The sequence below is a fragment of the Nitrospirota bacterium genome, assembly GCA_016207885.1.
GTDB lineage: Bacteria > Nitrospirota > Thermodesulfovibrionia > UBA6902 > UBA6902 > JACQZG01.
Window position 1 is genome coordinate 421,441 of record JACQZE010000003.1, and the last position, 23,723, is coordinate 445,163.

Annotated in this window: 25 protein-coding genes and 1 pseudogene; 22 read left to right on the top strand and 4 right to left on the bottom strand. The window is 48.1% G+C overall.

The window, feature by feature from the left end; genetic code table 11:
- Nucleotides 1-25: 25 nt before the first annotated feature.
- The 4 genes from HY807_02185 to HY807_02200 all read right to left on the bottom strand — a co-directional run bounded on the left by HY807_02185 (nucleotide 26) and on the right by HY807_02200 (nucleotide 3,463).
- Complete coding sequence (locus tag HY807_02185; protein MBI4825222.1) at nucleotides 26-364, bottom strand: hypothetical protein; 339 nt, start codon at nucleotides 362-364, stop codon at nucleotides 26-28.
- A 9-nt stretch (nucleotides 365-373) separates the two neighbouring features.
- Nucleotides 374-1,180 (bottom strand): hypothetical protein, encoded by an 807-nt coding sequence (locus tag HY807_02190; GenBank protein ID MBI4825223.1) that lies wholly within the window; start codon nucleotides 1,178-1,180, stop codon nucleotides 374-376.
- A 3-nt stretch (nucleotides 1,181-1,183) separates the two neighbouring features.
- Nucleotides 1,184-2,593: a cyclic nucleotide-binding domain-containing protein gene (locus HY807_02195; protein ID MBI4825224.1), complete on the bottom strand. Its 1,410-nt coding sequence runs from the start codon at nucleotides 2,591-2,593 to the stop codon at nucleotides 1,184-1,186.
- A gap of 189 nt (nucleotides 2,594-2,782) precedes the next feature.
- Nucleotides 2,783-3,463 carry an HAD family hydrolase gene (locus tag HY807_02200; protein MBI4825225.1) on the bottom strand — a complete coding sequence of 227 codons (681 nt, stop codon included), beginning with the start codon at nucleotides 3,461-3,463 and terminating at the stop codon, nucleotides 2,783-2,785.
- 98 nt (nucleotides 3,464-3,561) lie between these two features.
- Here HY807_02200 and mtnP point away from each other — a divergent pair, with 98 nt between their 5' ends.
- The 22 genes and pseudogenes from mtnP (at nucleotide 3,562) to HY807_02310 (ending at nucleotide 23,665) form a co-directional block, all read left to right on the top strand.
- Nucleotides 3,562-4,326: an S-methyl-5'-thioadenosine phosphorylase gene (mtnP, locus tag HY807_02205; protein MBI4825226.1), complete on the top strand. Its 765-nt coding sequence runs from the start codon at nucleotides 3,562-3,564 to the stop codon at nucleotides 4,324-4,326.
- Between the two features lie 22 nt (nucleotides 4,327-4,348).
- The gene (locus HY807_02210; protein ID MBI4825227.1) at nucleotides 4,349-4,882 is read left to right on the top strand and encodes an adenine phosphoribosyltransferase; all 534 of its coding nucleotides are present in this window, start codon (nucleotides 4,349-4,351) and stop codon (nucleotides 4,880-4,882) included.
- 82 nt (nucleotides 4,883-4,964) lie between these two features.
- Nucleotides 4,965-5,315 carry a PilZ domain-containing protein gene (locus HY807_02215; protein MBI4825228.1) on the top strand — a complete coding sequence of 117 codons (351 nt, stop codon included), beginning with the start codon at nucleotides 4,965-4,967 and terminating at the stop codon, nucleotides 5,313-5,315.
- 280 nt (nucleotides 5,316-5,595) lie between these two features.
- A complete protein-coding gene (gene nifH, locus HY807_02220) occupies nucleotides 5,596-6,438 on the top strand; it encodes a nitrogenase iron protein (protein ID MBI4825229.1) in 843 nt (280 codons plus the stop codon).
- 97 nt (nucleotides 6,439-6,535) lie between these two features.
- Nucleotides 6,536-7,933 (top strand): nitrogenase molybdenum-iron protein alpha chain, encoded by a 1,398-nt coding sequence (gene nifD / locus HY807_02225; GenBank protein MBI4825230.1) that lies wholly within the window; start codon nucleotides 6,536-6,538, stop codon nucleotides 7,931-7,933.
- A complete protein-coding gene (gene nifK, locus HY807_02230; protein ID MBI4825231.1) occupies nucleotides 7,930-9,444 on the top strand; it encodes a nitrogenase molybdenum-iron protein subunit beta in 1,515 nt (504 codons plus the stop codon). Before nifD ends, nifK begins: the two co-directional genes overlap by 4 nt.
- Nucleotides 9,445-9,552: 108 nt before the next feature.
- Entirely contained in the window at nucleotides 9,553-12,237 is a 2,685-nt protein-coding gene (nifN, locus tag HY807_02235; GenBank protein ID MBI4825232.1) for a nitrogenase iron-molybdenum cofactor biosynthesis protein NifN, read from the top strand.
- A gap of 111 nt (nucleotides 12,238-12,348) precedes the next feature.
- Nucleotides 12,349-12,747, top strand: a complete 399-nt coding sequence (nifX, locus tag HY807_02240) for a nitrogen fixation protein NifX (protein MBI4825233.1) — start codon at nucleotides 12,349-12,351, stop codon at nucleotides 12,745-12,747.
- Between the two features lie 47 nt (nucleotides 12,748-12,794).
- Nucleotides 12,795-13,112 carry a P-II family nitrogen regulator gene (locus HY807_02245; protein ID MBI4825234.1) on the top strand — a complete coding sequence of 106 codons (318 nt, stop codon included), beginning with the start codon at nucleotides 12,795-12,797 and terminating at the stop codon, nucleotides 13,110-13,112.
- Nucleotides 13,109-13,525 carry a P-II family nitrogen regulator gene (locus tag HY807_02250; protein MBI4825235.1) on the top strand — a complete coding sequence of 139 codons (417 nt, stop codon included), beginning with the start codon at nucleotides 13,109-13,111 and terminating at the stop codon, nucleotides 13,523-13,525. Before HY807_02245 ends, HY807_02250 begins: the two co-directional genes overlap by 4 nt.
- Nucleotides 13,526-13,532: 7 nt before the next feature.
- Nucleotides 13,533-13,811: a ferredoxin III, nif-specific gene (fdxB, locus tag HY807_02255; GenBank protein MBI4825236.1), complete on the top strand. Its 279-nt coding sequence runs from the start codon at nucleotides 13,533-13,535 to the stop codon at nucleotides 13,809-13,811.
- Between the two features lie 10 nt (nucleotides 13,812-13,821).
- Nucleotides 13,822-14,709: a nitrogenase cofactor biosynthesis protein NifB gene (nifB, locus tag HY807_02260; GenBank protein ID MBI4825237.1), complete on the top strand. Its 888-nt coding sequence runs from the start codon at nucleotides 13,822-13,824 to the stop codon at nucleotides 14,707-14,709.
- Nucleotides 14,636-15,463 carry a HesA/MoeB/ThiF family protein gene (locus HY807_02265; GenBank protein ID MBI4825238.1) on the top strand — a complete coding sequence of 276 codons (828 nt, stop codon included), beginning with the start codon at nucleotides 14,636-14,638 and terminating at the stop codon, nucleotides 15,461-15,463. The genes nifB and HY807_02265 overlap by 74 nt, the downstream gene beginning before the upstream one ends.
- A 142-nt stretch (nucleotides 15,464-15,605) precedes the next feature.
- The gene (locus HY807_02270) at nucleotides 15,606-16,745 is read left to right on the top strand and encodes a 2-isopropylmalate synthase (protein MBI4825239.1); all 1,140 of its coding nucleotides are present in this window, start codon (nucleotides 15,606-15,608) and stop codon (nucleotides 16,743-16,745) included.
- A 107-nt stretch (nucleotides 16,746-16,852) separates the two neighbouring features.
- On the top strand, nucleotides 16,853-18,343 hold the full coding sequence (locus tag HY807_02275) for a hypothetical protein (protein MBI4825240.1): 1,491 nt from the start codon (nucleotides 16,853-16,855) through the stop codon (nucleotides 18,341-18,343).
- A 139-nt stretch (nucleotides 18,344-18,482) separates the two neighbouring features.
- Nucleotides 18,483-18,674 (top strand): hypothetical protein, encoded by a 192-nt coding sequence (locus HY807_02280; GenBank protein MBI4825241.1) that lies wholly within the window; start codon nucleotides 18,483-18,485, stop codon nucleotides 18,672-18,674.
- Nucleotides 18,675-18,746: 72 nt separating this feature from the next.
- Nucleotides 18,747-19,453, top strand: a pseudogene (locus tag HY807_02285) (hypothetical protein).
- A gap of 18 nt (nucleotides 19,454-19,471) precedes the next feature.
- The gene (locus HY807_02290; protein MBI4825242.1) at nucleotides 19,472-20,779 is read left to right on the top strand and encodes an ammonium transporter; all 1,308 of its coding nucleotides are present in this window, start codon (nucleotides 19,472-19,474) and stop codon (nucleotides 20,777-20,779) included.
- 18 nt (nucleotides 20,780-20,797) lie between these two features.
- Nucleotides 20,798-21,145, top strand: a complete 348-nt coding sequence (locus HY807_02295; protein ID MBI4825243.1) for a P-II family nitrogen regulator — start codon at nucleotides 20,798-20,800, stop codon at nucleotides 21,143-21,145.
- Nucleotides 21,146-21,318: 173 nt separating this feature from the next.
- On the top strand, nucleotides 21,319-21,657 hold the full coding sequence (locus HY807_02300) for a P-II family nitrogen regulator (protein ID MBI4825244.1): 339 nt from the start codon (nucleotides 21,319-21,321) through the stop codon (nucleotides 21,655-21,657).
- The gene (locus tag HY807_02305; GenBank protein ID MBI4825245.1) at nucleotides 21,654-22,982 is read left to right on the top strand and encodes an ammonium transporter; all 1,329 of its coding nucleotides are present in this window, start codon (nucleotides 21,654-21,656) and stop codon (nucleotides 22,980-22,982) included. The genes HY807_02300 and HY807_02305 overlap by 4 nt, the downstream gene beginning before the upstream one ends.
- Entirely contained in the window at nucleotides 22,982-23,665 is a 684-nt protein-coding gene (locus tag HY807_02310) for a gamma-glutamyl-gamma-aminobutyrate hydrolase family protein (GenBank protein MBI4825246.1), read from the top strand. Before HY807_02305 ends, HY807_02310 begins: the two co-directional genes overlap by 1 nt.
- Nucleotides 23,666-23,723: the final 58 nt, after the last annotated feature.

Here is a 23,723-nt window from a genome sequence, read left to right on the forward strand (position 1 = left end):
CATTGATGAATAATAAAACAATTTTTCATTGTCGAACAGGCGGCGGGGAATATGCCGTTACTTCCGGGTCATATGTCCTGCCCTGATGTTCAAGGTGGCAATCAAAACACCTTATTTTATCTTTGTAGGCTTCTGCTATATCGTCATAATAGTGTTTGTTGTCAACATGGCATTTTATACACGAAGCGTCCTTGACCCCTTCCCATGGCACATGGCATGCGTTGCAGTCCTTCTTCAGGTATGAATGTTTGTATGATATCTCTCCGTTCATAAATACTGCGTAACTGCGCGGGTACCCGTATAAAAAAATAAAGACGATCACAAAAATAGAGAGGTACATGCCCGCGATTATCTTTATATCCATATTTTTCATTTAATAATATAGAATGACGGCTATATGAATTATGACGCAGGTGAGCAGAGCCAGGGTCAAAGGCATATGCAGTCCCAGCCAGGCCTCCTGTATCTTCATCTTGGCCAATACAAAAGAGGTTTTTTCTGATTCTATAAAAATGGTGCTTAGCGTGTTCAGGTCATGAATATCCTGGCTCAGAACACTTGCCTTAAATCCCTCGATCTCCCCCCTGCGTTTATCAAGCAGGTCCCTTTCTTCCATGAATAAATATTCCCACTTGGTCCTGTTTAGTTCTATAGACGGCCTTATTTTCTCTTCATAGATCTTCTTCAGCTCATTCGAGGTCTTTGAAACCAGAGAGTCCGCCTCTTCCAGAAAATTCTTCAGGTTGCCGATCAACTCTTCTTCAGATTTTGTTTTTCTGCCGAACTTCACCAAGGAAAGAGGGACAGACCTGTAGATCAATGCCCCCGCTATCCCGCTGATAAAGGTAAGACAATATATGATCGCAAGAAAAATACTGAAAGTCCCGGTAAGCCGGAAGCCGGAATGCATGAGCAGGAGCGACAGGCTTATGATGCCTATATAAATGTGTGACTGCAGCCATGCCTGCTGGGAACCGACCCTGTAACTGTAAATACTTTTTCTGAAGATATACAAGGTGAGCGCCAGTAACAGTAATAAGCAAAGAAAACCGTAACCCAGCACAAAATAAGACCTGTTGACCGGGTATATGACGCGAGTGTATAAATAATAACTTATGGAAAGCAATGTCATTATTATCAGGAATACAAGCGGCCATCTGCTTCTCAGATTATTTTTCATATCTTAATTCAGGGTTATGACATCCGTAAAGAAATTTAAAGTATTTATCTTCCGCGCCGCGCCGGTCGGGCAGTTGTAAACACATCCCATGAAAGGATGTTCACGGCACATGTCGCATTTAACGACCATTCTTTTTGGTTTTCGTTTCTTATCAGGTTCCTGCTCTATCTGCCCGTTGTCCCTTCTCCTGAAATAACGGCTGAGGAATCCTTCATCATGCCTGTTTCTACCGGTATCCGGCAAAGTTACGACGGATATGTTCCCGTACGGGCAGTTTCTGGCACATATCCCGCATGCGATACAGGACTTATTGTGATATATCTCACCCTCAAAACCTCTGTTGATAGCGCCTGTCGGGCATTTGATCATGCATGAGGGATTTTCACAATGCCTGCATGATGAGGCTATAAGCAGGTTGTTGTTAAGTGGTATCCCCTTTCTTACCAGCCGTGTATGGCCGTTGTGAAGCACGCCGCATGCCTTGAGGCAATTGTCACAATTAATACATTTTGTGATATCAATAACCAGTATCTCTTTCGACTGAACAATTCCCATGTCGATAACAGAGCGCAAGGTGTTCTCCATATGTTCATCCTCGCGCATCTGCACATTCTTCTGTTTTATCTTTTCAATGCTGGCTTCCAGACTTGTTTTAACCCTTGGATGCAGTTCAATTATGTGTTGAAAATCAGCCCGCGATACCTTGATAAGTTCAGTCCGGCTGATAGCAGTAATGGTAGCCATCCTCTTCTCATTCTCATTTACCAGGGCCATTTCACCGAGATAATGCCCTGCCTTGAGATAGGCCAGCACCCTTTTTCTTCCGTCAGTCCCCGTCTCCGTGATCTTGACCAATCCATACCTGACGACATAAAAGGCATCTGCTTCATCTCCCTGATGAAAAACAGCCTCACCGCTGTTATAGGTATGAAGAGTTGCTTTATCGATCAGCTCTTCAATTATGTCTTTGGGCAATCCCATAAAGATCGGAATAGAGGGAAGCTGGGAAGCAAGAACACGCTCACAATATAGAGCATCTATCCTGCTTTTGATCAGAGGGAATTTATCAAAAAGATTTAATAACGTCTCTTTAGGGATTACAAGAACCTCCGTACGTTTTAAAGGCACAACATCAGCTGTTCTGACATATCCGGAAAGTGCGGCTATCTCTCCAAAGATATCCCCTTCCTTTAATATTATTTCACCAAAAGTATTGGCAGGACTTAACTCAACCCTTACCTGGCCTGAGAGAATGACACAGCAATCTTCACCATAATCTCCGTAGTTATAGATCTTTTCTCCATGCTTGAAAACCTCTACGGTGCAGGTATTCAGTAAAGGCAGGAGTTCGTCGTTATTGACCCCTGAAAACAGAGGGGTCTCCGAGATATGCTCTTTCAGGATTATTTCCACTTGACTATGCCTCTAATGATATATTCTTCATAGATAATAAAGAATACAATTATAAATAATTAACCCCAAAAAAGTATATCCCGGCAACCATAAGATATATGTCCGGATCTCAGGATTTTCTCACATGAATATTCTGTTGCCGATATGGATTCTTCTCCCGAAGCAACAAGCGGGACGGGGGAAAAAGGACTAAATACTATTTATATACTCCAGGCAGACATCTTTATCTGCGAGATTCTCAAGAAACAGGTCAGCCCCCGCCTCTTCCAGATCAGCTTTGCTGTACGGCCCTGTAGCGACTCCGATCGAATGAGCATTGTATATCTTGGCGCACATCACATCACGCGGGGTATCGCCGATGACAACGCATTTTTCATATGTGGTATTTATCCCGATCTGTGAGAACTTTTTAACGGCTATCGGCAGGAGCATATTGCGGTCTTCATGGTCGCTGCCGAACGCGCCGTCAGAGAAATACTTCCTGAGGTCAAACGAGGCTAACTTTATATCCGCGCCTGCCTCAAGGTTTCCTGTCAGAAGCCCGATAGGAACCGCATCCCAGGTAAGCGTATCAAGTATCTCAAGCACACCGGGCTTTACATGCTTCCACGGGTTATTGATCTCAAGGGAAAGGTGATCGAGGTATTTATACATAAGCACCTCAACCTCTCCGCTGTCGCTTAAGAGCCCGTGCGTCATCAGCCCTTCTTTCATTATCTGGATATCGGTCATGCCCGCCATCTTCATATCCCTGAAGGCGTCCCTGATTCCGAAGAGCTCATGGAACGCGCTGTTAAGCGCCCTGCTCCCGGCCTTGCCGGAATCTATAAGCGTCTCGTCAATGTCAAAGAGGACAAGTTTATTGCTCATTGTTTTTTATATTAGAACAGACCTTAATTAACATGCAATTATTGAAGAATTTCAATTAGAAAGTCTATAATCAAAAAACCATTTCAAAGGAGCTATAAATGATCAAGGTCGGAATCATCGGAGGCTCGGGGCTTGATAACCCTGATATCCTCAAAGACGCAAAAGAGATAAAGGTTGCAACACCATACGGCGCGCCGACATCTCCTCTCACTATCGGCTCGATAAGCGGGATTGATGTGGCTATCATCGCAAGGCACGGCAAAGACCACTCGATATACCCGTCAAAGGTAAATTTCAGGGCGAATATCTGGGCGCTCAAAGAACAGGAATGCACGCATATACTCGCGTCCACGGCGGTCGGCTCTTTAAGAAAAGAGATCGCGCCGGGGCATCTTGTATTCCCGAGCCAGTTCATAGACCATACCAGAAAGAGAGAGGCCACATTCTTTGATGAGGATGTTGTGGTGCATACCCCGATGGCAGAGCCTTTCTGCCAAAACCTCATCAACCTGCTCTCTTCATCTGCAAAAGAGATGGGGCTTCCCTTTCATGCCAACAAGACGGTCATAACGATCGAAGGGCCGAGGTTCTCCACAAAGGCTGAAAGCCATATGTTCAGAAGCTGGAACGCTGATGTGATAAACATGAGCACAGTGCCTGAGGCCAATCTCGCGAGGGAGAAGAAGATGCATTACGCTGCCATCGCAATGTCCACCGATTATGACTGCTGGCACGAAGAAGAAGAGCCGGTCACATGGGAGATGATACTTGAAACGATGAAGAAGAACGCGGGCAATGTAATAAAACTGTTTCTTAAGGCCATACCAAAGATCACTGAATACGATGATACCTGCCATCAATAATTAAAATATAAAGGAGATCATTATGCCAATCAAATCAAAGATCAGGACCATACCGGACCATCCCAAAAAAGGAATAATGTTCAGGGACATCACCACCCTTATCAAAGATCCGGTCGGCTTCAGGCTGGTCATCGATGCCCTGACCCAGAGATACATTACAAAAGATATGGATTTCGACGTTATTGTCGGCATCGAGGCAAGGGGTTTTATTATCGGGGGGGCATTATCATATACGCTCGGGAAAGGCTTTGTGCCTGTCAGAAAGATCGGCAAGCTTCCGGCTGAAGTAGTCAGGCATGAATACGAGCTTGAGTACGGCACAGACACTGTTGAGATACATAAAGACGCAATAGTGAAAGGCGCAAAGGTGATTCTGGTCGACGACCTCCTTGCAACAGGCGGGACAGCGCTGGCTGCCGCAACCCTTATAGAAAAGCTCGGAGGCATAGTGTCTGAGATGGCGTTTATCGTGAACCTTCCTGATGTTGGCGGCGAAAAGAGGCTGACAGGCAAGGGGTATAAAGTGCACTGTCTTACTGAGTTTGAAGGGGACTAAAACACCCGTCATTCCGCGTCCGGACGGTTCATTTATTTACATATTTATCAATGTCCTATGTATAATATTGTCAAATATCATCATGGGTATCATTACTGAAAACAGGCGTTCAAAAAGAGTCAATTTAAGCCTTTTTGCCGAGCTTACACTTGCTGAAAAAAGCTTAAACGGCTTTATTGAAAACATCTCTGAGCACGGCATCATGCAAAGGGTCTTTTCCGATGTGGAAGTGCATGGGTTTACTCCGGGGAACGATGTCAATGTGAATTTCATGCTCCCGTCAGATGATACCATTGACCTGAAATGCAGCATAAAGTGGTTGAATATGAATTCTCAGCAATTTTCAGAGATCATATACAATGTAGGAATGGAGATCATTGAACCTCCGAACGCGTATCTGAAATTTGTTCATGATCTGTATAAGCATTGCTAAGGCCTGATCTCTTTATCCATTAATAATTACCACTCTTCCCATTAGTATCTGTAATTTCTCCCAAGACTTAAGACCGCAGATATCCCGTTAAATCAATACTACTATTTTGTTTTGTGACTTACAATAATGTTTGTTAATTAACATTATTGTATTCAAGCCCAAACGTCTTCCCTTTAAAATCAGTGTGTTGCAAACTGGCATACTTTTAGCATTATTCAGGGTACGAAGTATAACAGCAAGCTTCAGAAAAACACCAATACAAATAAAAAGGAGAAGAAAGATGAGACAGATTGCGATTTATGGAAAAGGCGGGATAGGCAAATCAACTACAACACAGAACCTGGTCGCGGCTCTTGCCGAGGCAGGCCGCAAATGCATGATCATAGGCTGTGACCCGAAGGCGGACTCCACGCGGCTTATTCTCAACCGCAAGGCACAGAACACTGTCATGGACATGGCTCGCGAAAAGGGTACGGTGGAAGATCTCGAACTTGAAGAGGTGCTGCTGCACGGGTTCAAGGGCATCAAGTGCGCCGAGTCCGGCGGGCCTGAACCGGGCGTGGGCTGCGCGGGCCGGGGCGTTATCACAGCCATAAATTTTCTCGAAGAGAACGGCGCGTACGGCGATGACACGGAATTTGTTTTCTACGACGTTCTCGGCGACGTTGTCTGCGGCGGGTTTGCCATGCCGATCAGAGAAGGCAAGGCGAAGGAGATATACATAGTGACCTCAGGAGAGATGATGGCTATGTACGCCGCAAACAATATTTCACGCGGAGTTCTCAAGTATGCGCAGAGCGGCGGCGTGCGGCTTGGCGGCCTTATCTGCAACAGCAGAAAGACGGATAAAGAGTTCGAGCTTATCTCGGAGCTGGCTGCGAAGCTCGGCACACAGATGATCCATTTTGTGCCGAGAGACAATGAGGTCCAGCGCGCCGAGCTCAGGAAAAAGACTGTGATAGATTATGCCCCTGACCACCCGCAGGCAGACGAGTACCGTGAGCTGGCCCGGAAGATCGCGGACAACAAGAACTTCGTTATTCCCACGCCGATCACCATGGACGAATTAGAGAGGCTCTTGATGGATTTCGGCATCATGGAGAGCGAAGAGGCAGCAGCGTAAAAGAAGCGTTCAGCGGTCAGCACTCAGAAATGAACCGCTTTTACTGATAGCTATAAAGGAGGAAACATTGAGCACAGCGATTAAAGATACACAAAAGATGATAGAGGAAGTCCTTGATGCATATCCGGAGAAATCAAAGAAGGACCGGGCAAAGCATCTCGCGGCGAACGATCCCTCGGGACAGTGCACCACTTGCCAGGTGAAGTCCAATGTTAAATCACGTCCCGGCGTCATGACCGTGCGCGGCTGTGCCTATGCAGGCGCCAAGGGCGTTGTATGGGGGCCGGTGAAAGACCAGTTAACGATCAGCCACGGCCCGGTCGGATGCGGCCAGTACTCATGGTGGTCGCGGCGCAACTACTATAACGGACAGACCGGCATCGATACCTTCGGCACCATGCATATCACCACAGACTTTCAGGAAAAGAATATCGTTTACGGCGGCGACAAAGGCCTTGACCTTGCACTGCATGAACTCAAGGGGCTCTTCCCGCTTGCAAACGGGATCGGCATACTTTCCGAATGTCCGGTCGGCCTTATCGGAGACGATATCGAGGCTGTGTCAAAGCGTGTGGAAAAGGAATTTAAATATCCGATCGTTCCGGTGCGGTGCGAGGGTTTCAGGGGAGTGAGCCAGTCCCTCGGCCATCATATCGCAAACGATACCATCAAGGATTATGTGCTTGGCAAGGGCAAGCTTGAAACCTCAACGCCCTATGATGTAGCCCTCATCGGGGACTATAACATCGGCGGCGACGCATGGGCCTCGCGCAAAATTCTCGAAGAGATGGGCCTTCGCGTGATCTCGCAGTACACGGGAGATGCAACGATCAACGAGATCGGCATCGCGACCAAGGCGAAGCTGAACCTGATCCACTGTTACCGGTCAATGAACTACATCTGCCGGCACATGGAGGAGGAGTACGGCATTCCCTGGATGGAGTTTAATTTCTTCGGCCCTACAAAGACCTATGACAGCATCAGGAAGATTGCGGCGAAGTTCGACGAAACGATACAGCAGAAGGCGGAAGCGGTCATCGCAAAGTACAAGCCGGTCATGGACAAGATCATTGAACAGTACAGGGCAAAGCTCGAAGGCAAGAAGGTGATGCTCTACGTTGGCGGCCTTCGTCCGCGCCACACTATCGGCGCTTACGAGGACCTCGGCATGGAAGTGGTTGCTTCAGGATACGAGTTCGGCCACAGCGACGATTATAAGCGCACCTATCCTGAGATGAAGGAAGGGGCTGTGATCATGGATGACGCTACTTTATATGAACTGGAAGAGTTCACTCGCAGGCTGAAGCCGGACATGGTCGGCTCGGGAATCAAGGAAAAATATTCTTACCACAAACTCGGAGTGCCGTTCCGGCAGATGCATTCATGGGACTATTCCGGCCCCTACCACGGCTTTGACGGCTTCCCGGTATTTGCTCGTGACATGGACATGACGGTAAACAGCCCCACATGGGATTTGATACGGAGGAAAAGATGAGCACGATAAAGATAAAAGACCACTGCGACCTGTTTCTTGAGCCGGAGTATCAGGCCCAGTTTGAGCGCAAGAAAGAATTCGAAAACCCATGGCCTGCGGAGAAGGTGAAAGAGGTTTCGGAATGGACCAAGACTGAAGAATATAAGGAACTTAACTTTGCAAGGCAGAACATCAAGATCAATCCTGCAAAGGCCTGTCAGCCGCTCGGCGCGGTCTTCTGCGCCTCAGGTTTTGAAGGCTCAATGCCCTTTGTGCAGGGCGCTCAGGGCTGCGTGGCGTATTTCAGAAGCCATCTAAGCAGGCACTTTAAAGAACCCTTTGCAGCGATCTCTACATCCATGACCGAGGATGCGGCGGTGTTCGGCGGACTGAACAACATGCTTGAAGGGCTGGAGAACACCTATGCCCTTTACAAGCCGAAGATGATCGCGGTCTCGACGACATGCATGGCAGAGGTTATCGGCGATGATCTGAACGCCTACATAAAGACAGCGAAAGAAAAAGGCGTAATACCCCAGGACCTGCCTGTGCCGTTTGCTCACACACCCAGCTTTGTCGGCTCGCACATCGTTGGCTATGACAATATGCTGAAGGGCATTCTGAAGACGCTTTCAGAAGGCAGGAAAGGCGAGTCGAATAATAAGGTCAATATCATTATGGGTTTCGACACCTATACCGGAAACTACCACGAGATCAAACGGCTGATGGCGATGATGGGAATTGAATTTACACTGCTGGCGGATGTGAGCGAGACCTTTGATTCGCCGAACACAGGTGAATACAAGCTATATCCCGGCGGAACTCCGATTCCCGAAGCCATGGATGCGGTGAATGCTATAGGGACTGTCGCGCTGCAGAAGTACTCGACCGTAAAGACAATCGAGTACATTCATAAGGAATGGGGACAGAAAGCCTTTACAGCCGCGCCGATAGGCATCAGGAACACAGACACATTCTTTGAAGAGCTAAGCAAGCTCACGGGCAAGCCGGTTCCGGCTGCTATCGAAGCTGAGCGCGGGCGCGCGGTAGATGCCATGGTGGATTCGCACCCTTACGTTCACGGCAAACGATTTGCCCTTGTCGGCGACCCTGACATCCTGCTTGGGATGATGAGTCTCATTATGGAGATGGGAGGCGAGCCGGTGCATATCATCTGCACCAACGGGGACAAGCACTTCGAAGCGGAGGCCAACAAACTGCTCGCGTCAAGCCCATTTGGCGTAAACGGCAAGGTATACATTGGAAAAGATATGTGGCATATGCGCTCTCTATTATTCACCGAACCGGTTGATATCCTTATCGGAAATTCCTATGCAAAGTTTCTAACACGCGACACCGGGACACCGCTTATCAGAATAGGCTTCCCGCTCTTCGACCGGCATCATCTCCACCGGTATCCGGTAATCGGCTATCAGGGAGCGCTGAACCTTGTGACCATGATCGTCAATAATGTGCTTGATGAGATGGACAGAAAGACGATGGATACAACGAGCTTTGATGTTATCAGGTAGAGGATAACTCCCCCTTCCCCCTCTTAACCTAAGAGGGGGGTAAGACTTATTCCTCCCCTTAAGATAAGGGGAGGCGAGGAGGGGTTATGAAATAAAAAAGGACCGACAATGTTAACTAACATAGACAAATTAACAGAAAGCGGCTGCTCTTCCGAAAAGCAGGACAAGGTATGCCGTTCGCGGGGCGGAGAGTCATGCGCCTTTGACGGAGCTATGATCGTACTCCAGCCTATTGCGGATACGGCGCATATCGTCCACGGGCCGATTGCGTGCTGCGGCAACACATGGGAAGGAAGAGGCACGTTATCTTTAAATGGCAACCTGCACAGAATGGGCTTCACAACCGACATGAATGAGATAGATATTGTCTATGGCTCTGAGGAAAAATTGTATGCGGCAATAATTAAGACATTTGAAGCTGTAAAACCAAAAGCTATTTTTGTCTATGCAACATGCGTAAGCGGTTTAATCGGCGAGGATATCGAGTCCGTATGCAAAAAAGCGGAAACCGAAATCGGAGTTCGTGTCATTCCGGTAAACGCACCGGGCTTTGTCGGCCCGAAGAATTTAGGGAATAGGATAGCAGGGGAAGTGCTGCTGGATCATGTGATAGGGACAGGGGAATTGCCTTCCAAAATCATAACTCCCCCTTCCCCCTCTTATCTTAAGAGGGGGGCAGACATCAATCTCATCGGAGAGTATAACATCGCAGGAGATTTGTGGCTTGTGGAGCCGGTGTTAAAAAAAGCTGGAATGCAAATCCTTTCACGCATCACAGGCGATTCGACTTTTGAGGAGATAACTTACGCGCATCATGCAAAGCTGAATGTAGTGGTTTGCAGCCGCGCATTGATAAATGTTGCGAAGGAGATGGAGAAGCGGTACGGCATTCCTTATATTGAAGTTTCGTTCTTTGGCAAGACAGAGATGACAAAGGCCTTGAGGCTGATTGCAAGCAAGCTGTCATCTAATTACAAAATCCCCCTTAATCCCCCTTTTTCAAAGGGGGAGATTGGATTCCCCTCTTTGGAAAAGAGGGGTCAGGGGAGATTTTTTCAAATAGAGTCAATAATTGCAAGAGAAGAAGAACGTCTTGAAGAAAAACTGAAAATATATTCTCACCTCAAAGGCAAAAAGGCTGTTCTCTACACCGGCGGGGTGAAGAGCTGGTCATTCATCTCCGCGCTTCTTGATCTGGGAATTGAGATAGTTGCTGTCGGAACAAAGAAGAGCACATTTGAAGATGAAGAGAAGATGAAAGAGATACTTGGAGAGAATGCTCCGCTTGTTGAAGATGTGATGCCTAAGAATCTCCTGAGGCTCATGAAAGAGAAAAACGCCGACATACTTGTTGCGGGCGGGAGAAATCAGTATCTCGCGATTAAGGAAGGCTTTCCTTTTGTTGATGTGAATCAGGAGAGGCATACGGCATACGCGGGATATGAAGGGCTGGTGAATTTGGCTGAGCAGATAAGCAACAGCATACGGTTTTATAACCCGAAGGCAAAAGTCGGAAGCCGGAAGTCTGAAGTAAGAACGAAATCCGAAATTGTTATCAATCCGTTGAAGCACTCACAGTCCATCGGGGCTGCGATCGCGTTTCAGGGGATCAATAATTCAATTCCGGTCATTCACGGGGCGCAGGGGTGTAACTTCCTTGCAAAGGTTTTATTGACAAAGCATTTCAGAGAGCCCATCGCTCTTCAAAGCACAAAGCTCTTTACCGAGGACGTGGTGATGGGAAGTGAGGATAAGTTAACCGGCACATTGGACAGCATCATAGACAAGAATGCTCCTGATGTTATCGGAGTTCTGACGTCAGGGCTGTCAGAGGCAAAGGGAGATGATCTTGAAGGGACATTGAAGGTAAGCGGTCATAGGCCAGGGGTCAGGATTATCCATGTCCCGACTCCTGATTATGAAGGCGGGCTTGAAAGCGGTTACGCAAGGGCGGTAGAGAACATCATTGAGTCTGTGGTGCCTAAAAATATTGCTGATGCCAGACCCTTGACCGATGACCGTCTTGTCAATGTCCTTGTCGGCTCGCATCTGACCCCTGCTGATTTTACAGAGTTAAGAGAGATTATTGAAGCCTTCGGCTTAAAGCCGGTCATATTTCCAGACCTTTCCTCGCTTGACGGCAGCAGGCAGGGCTTTTCACCACTTGCCGCAGGCGGGACAGATGTTAAGGACATAAAAAGAATGGCAGAGGCATCGTTCACAATTGCTATAGGAAAAAGCATGGAACCGGGCGCGAGGTTGTTGAACGAAATATGCGGCATTGAGTATACGGTGTTTGAAAGCCTTTCCGGGCTCAGGGATGTGGAAGTCTTCATGCAGATGCTTTCATTCCTGAGCGGCAATCCGGTTCCTGCCAGATACGACAGACAGAGGAGAATCCTGATCGACGGGATGAGGGACGCGCATTTTTATTTCGGAAACAAAAAGGTTTGCATCGCGCTTGAGCCTGATATGGCTGTTCAGACTTCAAGATGGATCAGTGAGATGGGCGCGGAGGCAACGCTTGCGGTCATTCCTCAGAATACGGAGAGCTCAGGAAATATTATTGCGAAAGAGGTGGTTGTCTCTGACCTGTTTTCGATAGCGGGTGATTATGACCTGCTAATTTCAAACTCACACGCTGAAGATACGGCAAAGAGGCTGGGTGTTCCATTGTATCAGGCGGGATTCCCTGTTTATAAAGTTATAGGTAACAGTTCAAGGATCACCATTGGATACAGAGGCACGCTTGCGATGATCAATGAAGCGGCAAATCTGCTGCCAAAGGAGTGAGATGTGAGAAAGTTTAAGAAAGGCATGAAACGTTTGGCTGTATTCTTGTCAGAGGTCATTTTGGAGACAGCGCGCTATTGCGAAAACAATCAAATATTTTGAGGTGACGTCATGAAAGTGGCATTTGCGACAACAGATGAAATTAATGTGGATGAACATTTCGGCAGGGCCGGGATGTTTGTCATATACGAATTAATGAAGGATGGTTACAAATTCCTTGAGACGAGAAGGTTCGCTGAAGGCAGGGATGCGGAGATAGAAGGGACAAAAGGGCTGGGACAGATCCATGATGACAGGGTTCAGGCGAAAGTCGATAAGCTTGCTGATTGCAAGATCATCTATCTCACGGAAATTGGCGGGCCTTCGGCAGCGAGGCTTGTAAAAAAGGGCATAATGCCGATAAAGATAAAAGAGGCAGCATCTATTGAGGAATCAATGAATAGACTATTTGAGACAGTAAAAGGGTCTCCGCCGCCGTGGCTGAGAAAGGCGATGAATAATCATTCGTAGAGGCAGGTTTTAAACTTGCCCCGACAATAAAAAAGGAGGATTTACAGATGAAGATGATCAGGGCGTTTATAAGGCCGGAAAAAGAGCAGGAGGTAGTTTTGGCATTGGAGGGAGCCGGATTTCCGTCACTCACAAAGATGCCGGTATTCGGAAGGGGAAAACAGAAGGGGCTTCAGGTGGGGCCGGTGCATTATGACGAACTTCCCAAAACCCTCATCATGACCGTTGTTGACACTGAAGATGTCGGGAAAGTGATCGGGATAATAGAGGGCAAGGCAAAGACCGGTTTTATCGGTGACGGGAAGATATTCGTCAGCCCGGTTGATGCTGTTTACACCGTCAGGACCGGGGAGGCTGTGCTATGAAGGAGATCACCGCGATCATCAGAAGGGACAAGCTCCCTGAGACCAAAAAGGCGCTTGATGAACTGGGTTATCCCGCGATGACAATTCAGAGCGTAGACGGGAGAGGAAAACAAAAAGGCGCGATGTGCGCGGAGATGGATTCTGAAATGCCCGAGAGCTTCTGCACGGCAGCGAAATTAAAACCGACTCCATCCACATATGCGCTTGAACATACATTGCCGAAGGCCGCCCTCTATGTGCCAAAGAGGATGCTTACTGTTGTTGTGCCTGATGATGTTGTGATCAAGCTTGTGAAATCAATTATTAAGGTCAACCAGTCAGGCAAGCGCGGAGACGGAAAGATATTTGTTTCGCCCATTGAAGGCGCTGTCAGGGTAAGGACAGGAGAGATGGACGGCGAGGCGATCTCATAAAGGAGGCATTATGTCAATTACAGGGTACACAAGAGGCGGGCAGGAATGGACGCCGAAGTTTATAGAATCCATAGATGCTGACAAGTGCATCGGCTGCGGACGCTGTTACAAGGCCTGCAGCCGGGATGTGCTTGAGCTGATCGAGAAGCCCTTTGAAGGTGAAGACGAGTACGGAGATGACATGGGCAACAAGGTGATGTCTGTCGCAAATCCAGGGAACTGCATCGGCTGCGAGGCTTGCTCAAAGATCTGCACAAAGAGATGCCATGTGCATACAGAGGTTTAAGATGAAAACAATTCTTAAGAGCAGCGACAAAAAACATATCATAAGCACGCACCCGTGTTTCTCTAAGGAGGCGCACAACAGGTTCGGAAGAATTCATCTGCCTGTAGCGCCTGCCTGCAACATTCAGTGCAAATACTGCGTAAGGAAGTATGACTGCGCCAATGAATCAAGGCCCGGCATAACAAGCAGGGTGCTGACCCCGTATGAGGCATTGGAAAGGGTCAGGTCATTGGTTGAACGGAATGAGCGCCTGACCGTTATAGGCATTGCAGGGCCGGGAGACCCGCTGGCAAATGACGCGACATTTGAGACATTCAGCGCGATCCACAGGGAATATCCCGAACTGACGCTCTGCGTCTCAACAAACGGGCTGCTGCTTTCCGACAGGCTTGATGATCTTATCGGGGCAGGAGTGAGCAGCCTGACGGTTACAATAAATGCTGTCATTCCAGAGATAGCTGAAAAGATATATTCATGGGTGTCGTACAACGGCAGGCTTTATAAAGAGAGAGAAGCCGCCGAATGCCTTCTGCTGAATCAGTGGGAAGGGCTCGGAGCGGCTGTTGAGGCTGGGCTTATCGTAAAAGTTAACACGGTTTTTATCCCGGGAGTTAATGACGAAGAGATCCCATTTATCGCCAGGTTTGCCGGCCACAAGGGTGCGGAACTGATGAATATCATGCCGTTGATCCCAAAAGGTGAGTTTGAAGATCTTCATAGGCCGTCTCGTGAAGCCGTCCATGTAATGCGCGAGAAATGCGGAAAGCACATTTCGCAAATGACTCATTGCAAACAGTGCCGGGCGGATGCCTGCGGAACTCTTGATGAAGATAAAGATATGGAACTTGAAGTTCTGCATTCGAGGATCGGGGAAGATTATTGTGAAATTATTAATTGAAAGAAGCGGTCAGCTGTCTGAAATAGAAATGGAGCGTTACCGCAGGCAACTGATGCTTCACGGGTTCACTGAAGAACATCAGCGTAAGCTGAAGGATTCAACCGCGCTGATAGCGGGCATCGGCGGCCTTGGAGGGACTGCCGCAATATATCTCGCTGTTGCCGGGATAGGAAAGATGGTCTTCGCCCATTACGGAAATCTCACGCTCTCCAACATGAACAGGCAGATTCTGATGCGGCATGACCGGATCGGGGGAAGCAGGGTTGAGCAGGCCATGAGGACAATTGAAGAGATAAATCCCGATGTGGAGGTTGAGGCCTTTAATGAAAGGACATCAGAAGGCAATGTTGGGAATCTTCTCGACGGAATTCAGATAGCGCTTTCTGCCAGGCCCAATTTCCGCGAGCGGAGAATCTTAAACAATGCCTGTGTCAGAAGAAATATTCCCATGGTTGAGGCTGCCATGAACGGCATGGAGGGGTATCTTTTTAATGTAATTCCCGGAATAACTCCCTGCCTAAATTGCCTGTATCCTGAAGATAACCCGGAGTGGGAAGAGCTTGGTTTTCCCGTGCTTGGCGCAGTCTCCGGCGTACTCGGCTGCCTGATGAGCATAGAGACGATAAAGCTCCTGACAGGTTATGGGAAACCCCTGCGTTCTCAAATGCTGGTATTCAATACTATGGATCTGGATTTCAGAAAAATGAATACGAGAAGAGATATCAAGTGCATGGTATGCGGGAATTTGAATTAACCTGACAGGGATATTAATAAAACAGCAATCACATACTACAACCCGTCATTCCGGCTTGTCCGGAATCTTTCTTTGTTTTAAGCAGGATAAGCCTTCGGATTCCCGACAAGCGGGAATGACAGCAATAATAAGGATGAAACTCATGGCAAGAAAAAATAAAATAGAAATTCTCGACACAACCCTGCGGGAGGGAGAACAATCAAGAGGCATTCTCTTTACCACAGCGCAAAAAATAAAGCTCGCTGAAAAGCTTGACTGCTTCGGAGTGGATTTTATCGAACTGGGGCATCCGGCTGCGTCACCGTCCATACGGAAGTCTGTTGCCGTAATTTCCTCACTCGGGCTAAAGGCGCAGACAGTTGCCCATGCACGGGCAAAAAAAGAAGATATAGACATTATCCGGAGCTGTAAAACAGCATGGGCCGGGATATTTTCCGGTATCAATTCGCTCAGCCTTGACTATCGGCTGCGCTCAGACAGAAAAACGGTTGCCGCCAATATCCTGAATGCCATTAAGCATGCGAAAGACTGCGGCCTCAAGGTGCGTTTCACCTGCGAGGATGCTTCAAGGACTGACAGGAAGGAATTAATTGACCTGTACGCAATGGCGGTTGATGCCGGAGCAGACAGGATATGCGTTGCCGATACTGTCGGGATACTGACTCCGTCAAAGACAAAGGCGTTGATAGCTTATATTAAGAAACACGTCACAGCAGATATGCATGTCCATCTTCACAATGATTTTGGATTAGCCTCTGCCAATGCGCTTGCAGCTTATGAAGCCGGGGCGAGCGCGATAGATGTTTCTATCAACGGCTTGGGAGAACGCTCGGGAGTGGCGGCGCTTGCCGAGGTATGTATGGCGCTCAAGCAGTTGTATACTGTGAATAACATCTGGGATCTGAAGCTGCTGCCGGAACTTTCAGCAATGGTATCAAGCTTCACAAGGTCGCCCATTGAATATTCACGGCCGATTGTAGGCAGAAATGTATTCTCCCATAAAGGCGGCATCCACAGCGCCTCTGTTATGAAAAATCCTGAAACGTATGAACCCTTCCCTCCGGAAATCCTCGGGATAGGCCGCACTATCGTCATCAGCAGATTGATCGGCAGGCAAGGACTTGAAGGCGTATTGAAACCAGCACGACAGCTCTCACATAAGGATATCGAACATATCATCGGCAGAATCAAAAACAACGGCAATATAGAATTTACAGACAAAGATGTAGCCCGTGTGATGAGAAACTTCAAAAGAGAAGACAATGCCCGCATATTGTCATAGCCCACAAAGCTGTCCTACAATTACATAATTGTAGTTTGATCTAATATGAGAACCTTTTAAATGCAAAGGGTTTGATCCTGGCATGCTTTTAGCATAATAGATAAGTTATGAATCCGCTTTCCAGTCAGGAACTTTATCATGAGATCTTCGGCTCTATCCTTGATAGAACCGAAATGACCCCTTATTTATTGCTGCAGGCAACAAATTATGAGGCCGCCCTGAGACAGGCAACCAGGATGATGGGCAACCGCGGTTTTGATACGTCAGACAGCAATGAGCTGAATGAAAGCGAGAAAAAAAGGGCGCAGCAATATATAGAGCAGGCCTATTGTTACTGTTTTGATTTTATGTTCCCGTTTTTAAAAGAACAGCTTGAAGGGCTCAAGGCTTTAAATACCAAAAATCAGTATCTGTACACTAACTCTTTGCAGGTCATAGATGAAATAGCGGCTATATTGCTTGATCCGGAGTTTAAAGAAATAGTTGCCGAAGACCCGCGGCATCTCTTTCTTCTGGCATCATCAAAAAAGTATCCTCACGTCTTCTACGGCTACAAGGGGCTAAATATGCATGTTCCGCCCGGCTGGCAGCGCATGGCATGTTCGATCCTGAAAGTGGCGCATCTGATCAAGTCAATCGAGGAGGAGAGCCAGGATGTTAACGACTTCGCCCAGTTGGGCTTGTTCTTTGAAAGTAAGGGGCAGAGCCTTCACGACATATTTAATTATGACTGGGAGAACCCCGGAGAACTTCCGGAAAGCGAGGCAGCTCAAAGGGCATTCGTAAAGATCTCTGCTTTTTTTCATAAACTGAAAGAATTTGTTCAATATAATACTGAACAAAAGCGCCTGATCTTCAATAGCGGAGACGGGGTTGAAGTCGATATCGTTGAGATAAAGGCAAGGCTGAAGAGCCCGGAAAGCATGTTTACCAAGCTGGGCAAGAATCTTGAGGGAGAGGCCTACAATATCAGAGACCTTCTGGCGATCACCTTTATACTGAAGAACAAGGATGATACTTTAAAACTCTTTCATGCGCTGCAGAAACGGGGCGTTATACTTCAGGAAAATACGATCTCACAGTCCATAACCCAGACATTATTTGATATGCCTGAAGATATGACAGACGCGGTAGGAAGCCTCATGGCATCTCTCTCTATGAGCAAAGGGAAAGATGAGCCGGATGACAAGGATGAGGTTTTGGTTAACGCAAACAATTTTTATAATGCCCTCGGGGTCAATACTGCCAATAACCCTTATTCTTCATTGGGCCATAAGAAATTCCAGTGCAAGATAAACTTCTTTGTGCCCATTCACCGGATAGCCGGAACAGGCAAGATCATTATTCCCGGCACTGCTGAATATAAAATGAGGGACCGGCTTAATTTAAAAACGGAACAGCATACACTTGCGTTAGAGCTTCGCATATCAGACGAGAAAAGCTGGCAACGGTCGGAATACAGCGGAGAGTCTCATCACAATGCCTATAAATTCCGTCAGTTGATCTCTGTAATGAACAGGGTATTCAAAAATATCTTTAATCTGCCGGAGAAGTCTTTTTCCCAGGTCAGAAGCGACCAGGATATACTCTTCTCATAACATTTTAACTTTCCCTACCAAATTGTCATATACCTTCTTTTTTTGTCAGTAAAGATACTTTATTGTAGCTTTAACGCCATAATGTTTCCTTTAAAATCAAAGTGTTATAAACTGGCACGCTTCTCGCAATAAGCTACGTATGGTTTCACTAAAAAATAAGATAGAGAGCTACGAAAAGAGTTCAATAATTCATGCGCTTGTTGAATGCGACTGGGTGATGGCAAAGGCGGCGAGACAGTTAGGCATCACTGAGAGGATGATCGGTTACAAGATTAAAAAATACGGAATAAGGAGGGAGGAAGGAAAAGACAGGGTTTCAGGCAGTACATAAGGGCACATTGTAATACGCCCGTCAAAAATAAGCGCAGGCGTTAGCCTGCGGCATAAAAATCAGGAGGATAAGATGAAAATTTTCAGAGTTGTTGCAGTAAAAATGATTTTACTTGTAATGTTTGCAGGCATCGCTTCTGCCACACCGTCAACACAGATATGGATACCATCGTCCGATATTCAGGCGTTTAAAATATCAAGACAGAAAGCCAGGACGGCGTTAACGAAGCGACCGTCACAAATTTAGGTTTGACCGTTGGCGTGCTGCCTTTTGAGAAGGTTCAGGCTGAGGTCGGGGTGGATTACAGGGATGCCAACGGTAATCATGAATACCCCCTTCTGTTCAATGTAAAGTTAGGCACACCCGAAGGCGTGTTATTTGAGGGTTCGCCTGCAATAGCGGTTGGAGGATATGATTTCGGAACAGAGAGCGATGTAAGCGACTATAACCTTGTCTACGGCATTGTGGCAAAGACCTTCGGGCCGGTTGGCAGGATCTCAGCCGGATATTACACCGGCAACAAAGACCTTTTGCTTGATATAGACGGCAATAAAGATAATACAGGCGTGCTCCTTTCATGGGACAGGACCATCTCTGAAATATCGGACAAGCTCTGGGCCGCTGTCGATTATCAGGGAGGAAAGAACGGTTACGGAGCTTTGAGCTTTGGCGCGGCATGGAAATTCGCTCCGAACGTAGGCGTGATATTCGGTTATGATATTTATAATGAGAGCGTTCTTAAACCGACTGCGACCATACAGTTGGATGTAGACTTTTAATAGAAGGAGGGAAATGAAATGAAACGATTATCAAGTATTTTATTTGCTGCGCTGACACTATTGAGCATCGCGGGTTTTGCCTTTGCAGAAGGGGCTGCGCCCACGGTTGATACCGGCGATACGTCGTGGATGCTGATCTCAACCGCGCTTGTCATGCTGATGACGCCGGGGCTCGCGTTATTTTACGGCGGCATGGTGAGGCGGAAGAACGTGCTGGGAACGATAATGCAGAGCTTTATCGCCCTCGGTGTCGTAACCATTATCTGGGTGCTTTACGGTTACAGCCTGTCGTTCGGGCCGGATGTCGGGCATGTCATAGGCAATCTCGACTGGGCCTTCTTAAACGGCGTAGGGCTTGAGCCGAATACGGATTACGCGGCAACGATACCGCATCAGACCTTTATGATATTCCAGATGATGTTCGCCGTCATCACTCCCGCGCTTATAACAGGAGCGTTTGCCGAGCGGTTCAAGTTCAGCACGTATCTCGTCTTCATTGTGGTATGGGTAACGTTTGTATACTTCCCGCTTGCTCACTGGGTATGGGGAGTCGGAGGATGGATAAGGAATCTCGGCGCGCTTGATTTCGCAGGCGGCCTGGTAGTTCATATCAGTTCAGGTGTATCGGCGCTGGCTGCGGCGATAGTTGTAGGCAAGAGAAAGGGTTACGGCAAGGAAGCGATGATGCCGCATAACGTCACAATGACGCTGCTCGGAGCCGGGTTATTGTGGTTCGGATGGTTCGGGTTTAACGGTGGAAGCGCGGTCGCGTCAGGAGCTCTTGCGACATCAGCCTTTGTTGTTACGCATATCGCAACGGCAGCGGCTGCATTATCATGGACGTTTGCTGAATGGAAGCACAGGGGCAAACCGACAGCACTCGGCGCAGCATCAGGCGCGGTTGCCGGGCTTGTCGCGATCACCCCGGCCTCAGGTTTTGTCGGGCCTATGTCATCAATAGTTATCGGCCTTGTGGCAGGCGTCTTATGTTACTGGGCGGTAAATCTCAAGACAAAATTCGGCTACGATGACTCGCTGGATGCGGTGGGAGTTCACGGTGTAGGCGGCACATGGGGCGCGATAGCTACCGGCTTATTCGCTTCAAAGGCGATTAATGCGGCAGGCAATGACGGCCTGTTTTTTGGAAATTCGTCTCTCATGATGAATCAATTGATAAGCATCGGCGCCTGCTGGGTCTATTCCTTTGTGGCCACATTGATCATATTAAAGATTCTCGATGCAATGATGGGGCTGAGGGTTGACGAAGAGAGCGAAATGGCAGGATTAGACCATGCGCAGCATGGGGAAAGCGGATACACATTATAAAAACAGGAGGGCTATACAATGAAGATGATTTCAGCCGTAATAAAACATTTCAGGCTCGATGAGGTAAGAAAGAGCCTTACAGATATGGGCGTTGAAGGCATGACGGTAACAGAGGTCAAAGGTTTCGGCAGGCAGAAAGGGCACATGGAGGTCTACAGAGGCGTTGAATATGAGGTGAAGTTCCTCCCGAAGGTCAAGATCGAAGTTGCTGTATCTCAGGAAAAGCTTGACGCCGTGCTTAAAGCTATACAGGGGAGCGCAAGGACCGGCGATACAGGCTCTATAGGCGATGGCAAGATATTTGTCTATAACCTTGAAGATGTCATCAGGATCAGGACCGGAGAAAGAGGGAAAGAAGCAATATAACAGGCGATAGCTGTCCTACATTTTTGTCGGAGCTACAAAAATGTAGGACAGCTTGATTTGTAACCCATTAACAATAAAGAGTTTTAAGCTGGTACGCTTCTTGATATATAGCATACGCTTATTGGCCTTAATTAAAGGCCAATGCATGTGCTCAAAATCAGGAGGTGTGTTTCATGAAGATGATCTCTGCTGTGATCAAGCATTTCAGGCTTGATGAGGTAAGAAAGGCGCTGGTAGACGCCGGAGTCGCAGGCATGACCGCGACTGAAGTCAAAGGCTTCGGCAGGCAGAAGGGCCATACGGAAGTCTATCGCGGCGTGGAGTACGAAGTAAGGTTCCTCCCGAAGGTCAAGATCGAAGTGGCTGTTCCTCAGGAAAGGCTTGATGATGTGCTCAAGGCTATCCAGGACGGCGCAAGGACAGGCGAGATAGGCGACGGCAAGATATTTGTCTATAACCTTGAAGATGTCATAAGGATCAGAACCGGAGAAAAAGGGAGGGAAGCGATATGATTTCAAAATTCAGAGTTGCGAGGTTATTGTCAAGTGTTTTGGCTACATTGTTCACATTTTTCATTTTTTACGGCAGCGCCTTTGCCGGCGAGGCATTACAACCCGATTCAGGCGACACATCCTGGATACTCGTCTCAACAGCGCTGGTGCTCTTTATGACGATACCGGGGCTGGCAATGTTCTACGGCGGCCTGGTGCGCACAAAGAATGTGCTTTCCGTGCTTCTTCAATGCTTTGCCATCACCGGGATAGTCTCGATCTTATGGCTCGTCGCGGGCTACAGTTTAGCATTTTCTGAAGGCAACCCGTTATTGGGCGGGCTCTCAAAGTTCCTTTTCGCAGGCGTGATGGAAGAGTCATTGACCGGCAGCATACCTGAGTCGCTCTTTGCGATATTTCAGATGACCTTTGCGATAATCACACCGGCGCTCATTATCGGCGCTTTCGCGGAAAGGATGAGGTTCTCTGCCATGCTGCTCTTTTCATCGGTCTGGCTGATCGCGGTCTACTGCCCGGTTACCCACTGGGTCTGGGGCGGCGGATGGCTTCAGCAGATGGGCCTGCTTGATTTTGCCGGCGGCACGGTCGTTCATGTCACAGCCGGTGTCGCAGCTCTTGTGGCCGCCCTTGTGATAGGCAGGCGCGACGGTTTCCCAACCGAGTTATTGCCGCCGCATAATATGACAATGACGGTTGCCGGAGCAGGAATGCTCTGGGTGGGATGGTTCGGCTTCAACGGCGGAAGCGCGCTTGCCGCAAACGGCAACGCAGCGATGGCGGTGCTGGCCACTCATATATCCGCCTCTGCCGGAGCGATGTCATGGATGTTCTTTGAGTGGAAGAAATTCGGCAAGCCGACAGCGCTCGGCACAGTGACAGGCATGGTCGCGGGGCTCGGCACGATAACCCCTGCTTCCGGATATGTCGGGCCGGCCGGCGCCCTTGTTATCGGCGTCATAGCGGGGTTTCTCTGTTTCAACGCGGTGCTCTTTATGAAGAGCGTTATGAAGATTGACGATTCGCTTGATGTCTTCCCTGTTCACGGAGTGGGCGGAATAACAGGCACTCTGCTTGCCGGTGTCTTTGCGTCAACAGGGCTCGGAATATTCAGCGGACAGGGTTTTGCTCCGGGGATCAGCACTATCTCAGGACAGCTTTTTGTGCAGTTCATCGGAGTGGCTGCGATAGGAGTATATACAGCAGTTGTGACGTATGTTATTCTAAAAGCCGTAAATGCGGTCACCCCCCTGCGCGTCTGCAGAGAGTGCGAGGTTGAAGGGCTGGATGTTTATGGCCACGGTGAGCAGGGATATATAATAAATTAATGTCAGTTCTTATCATAAAAAACATAAAGTCTGAGGGCCCCGGAACGATCGAGGGCTTTCTTAAGGCAAAAGGCATGGAATACAGCATTATTGACCTGTCCGACTGCAAGGCCGAGATCCCTGACACAAGGGATTATTCCCATCTTGTAGTTATGGGCGGGCCCATGGCTGTATATGAAATGGACGACCATTCATTTCTCAGTTATGAAGCCGCGATAATCAGGGCCTTTATTAAAAATGGAAAGCCTGTGCTGGGCATCTGCCTCGGCGCGCAGATGATAGCATACGCGCTTGGAGCAAGGGTCTACGCCGGCGCGGTAAAAGAGGTCGGATGGCATGAGGCCCGCATAACAGAAGAGGGCATGAAAGATCCCGCATTTGCAGCCCTGTCCGTAAACGGCGGGCCTTTCGCAGAGGTCTTTCAGTGGCATGGCGACACCTTCGACCTGCCGCAAAAAGCTGTGAGAACGGCCTTTTCAGACAAGTATGAAAATCAGTCGTTCAGATACGGAGATAACATCCATGCGCTTCAGTTCCATATAGAGGTCACTCCTGAGATCATCAGGGAATGGTTCGCGGATCAAAAGGGAGAAGATATCGACAATATGCTAAGGCATTCAGAGAACGTGTACCCTGAATATCACAAAAGGGCTCTGAAATTTTACGAGAAGTTTTTTGCTTAAAGCCTTGTTGTTATTCCCCCTTATAAAAGCCAACAGTAGGCGCTTTAAGCGGGGGATA

Coding starts and splice junctions, on each gene's coding strand:
- HY807_02185 (MBI4825222.1), bottom strand. CDS start 364: ATGGATATAAAGATAATCGCGGGCATGTACCTCTCTATTTTTGTGATC.
- HY807_02190 (MBI4825223.1), bottom strand. CDS start 1,180: ATGAAAAATAATCTGAGAAGCAGATGGCCGCTTGTATTCCTGATAATA.
- HY807_02200 (MBI4825225.1), bottom strand. CDS start 3,463: ATGAGCAATAAACTTGTCCTCTTTGACATTGACGAGACGCTTATAGAT.
- mtnP (MBI4825226.1), top strand. CDS start 3,562: ATGATCAAGGTCGGAATCATCGGAGGCTCGGGGCTTGATAACCCTGAT.
- HY807_02210 (MBI4825227.1), top strand. CDS start 4,349: ATGCCAATCAAATCAAAGATCAGGACCATACCGGACCATCCCAAAAAA.
- HY807_02215 (MBI4825228.1), top strand. CDS start 4,965: ATGGGTATCATTACTGAAAACAGGCGTTCAAAAAGAGTCAATTTAAGC.
- nifH (MBI4825229.1), top strand. CDS start 5,596: ATGAGACAGATTGCGATTTATGGAAAAGGCGGGATAGGCAAATCAACT.
- nifD (MBI4825230.1), top strand. CDS start 6,536: ATGATAGAGGAAGTCCTTGATGCATATCCGGAGAAATCAAAGAAGGAC.
- nifK (MBI4825231.1), top strand. CDS start 7,930: ATGAGCACGATAAAGATAAAAGACCACTGCGACCTGTTTCTTGAGCCG.
- nifN (MBI4825232.1), top strand. CDS start 9,553: ATGTTAACTAACATAGACAAATTAACAGAAAGCGGCTGCTCTTCCGAA.
- nifX (MBI4825233.1), top strand. CDS start 12,349: ATGAAAGTGGCATTTGCGACAACAGATGAAATTAATGTGGATGAACAT.
- HY807_02245 (MBI4825234.1), top strand. CDS start 12,795: ATGAAGATGATCAGGGCGTTTATAAGGCCGGAAAAAGAGCAGGAGGTA.
- HY807_02250 (MBI4825235.1), top strand. CDS start 13,109: ATGAAGGAGATCACCGCGATCATCAGAAGGGACAAGCTCCCTGAGACC.
- HY807_02265 (MBI4825238.1), top strand. CDS start 14,636: ATGAAGATAAAGATATGGAACTTGAAGTTCTGCATTCGAGGATCGGGG.
- HY807_02270 (MBI4825239.1), top strand. CDS start 15,606: ATGGCAAGAAAAAATAAAATAGAAATTCTCGACACAACCCTGCGGGAG.
- HY807_02275 (MBI4825240.1), top strand. CDS start 16,853: ATGAATCCGCTTTCCAGTCAGGAACTTTATCATGAGATCTTCGGCTCT.
- HY807_02280 (MBI4825241.1), top strand. CDS start 18,483: ATGGTTTCACTAAAAAATAAGATAGAGAGCTACGAAAAGAGTTCAATA.
- HY807_02290 (MBI4825242.1), top strand. CDS start 19,472: ATGAAACGATTATCAAGTATTTTATTTGCTGCGCTGACACTATTGAGC.
- HY807_02295 (MBI4825243.1), top strand. CDS start 20,798: ATGAAGATGATTTCAGCCGTAATAAAACATTTCAGGCTCGATGAGGTA.
- HY807_02300 (MBI4825244.1), top strand. CDS start 21,319: ATGAAGATGATCTCTGCTGTGATCAAGCATTTCAGGCTTGATGAGGTA.
- HY807_02305 (MBI4825245.1), top strand. CDS start 21,654: ATGATTTCAAAATTCAGAGTTGCGAGGTTATTGTCAAGTGTTTTGGCT.
- HY807_02310 (MBI4825246.1), top strand. CDS start 22,982: ATGTCAGTTCTTATCATAAAAAACATAAAGTCTGAGGGCCCCGGAACG.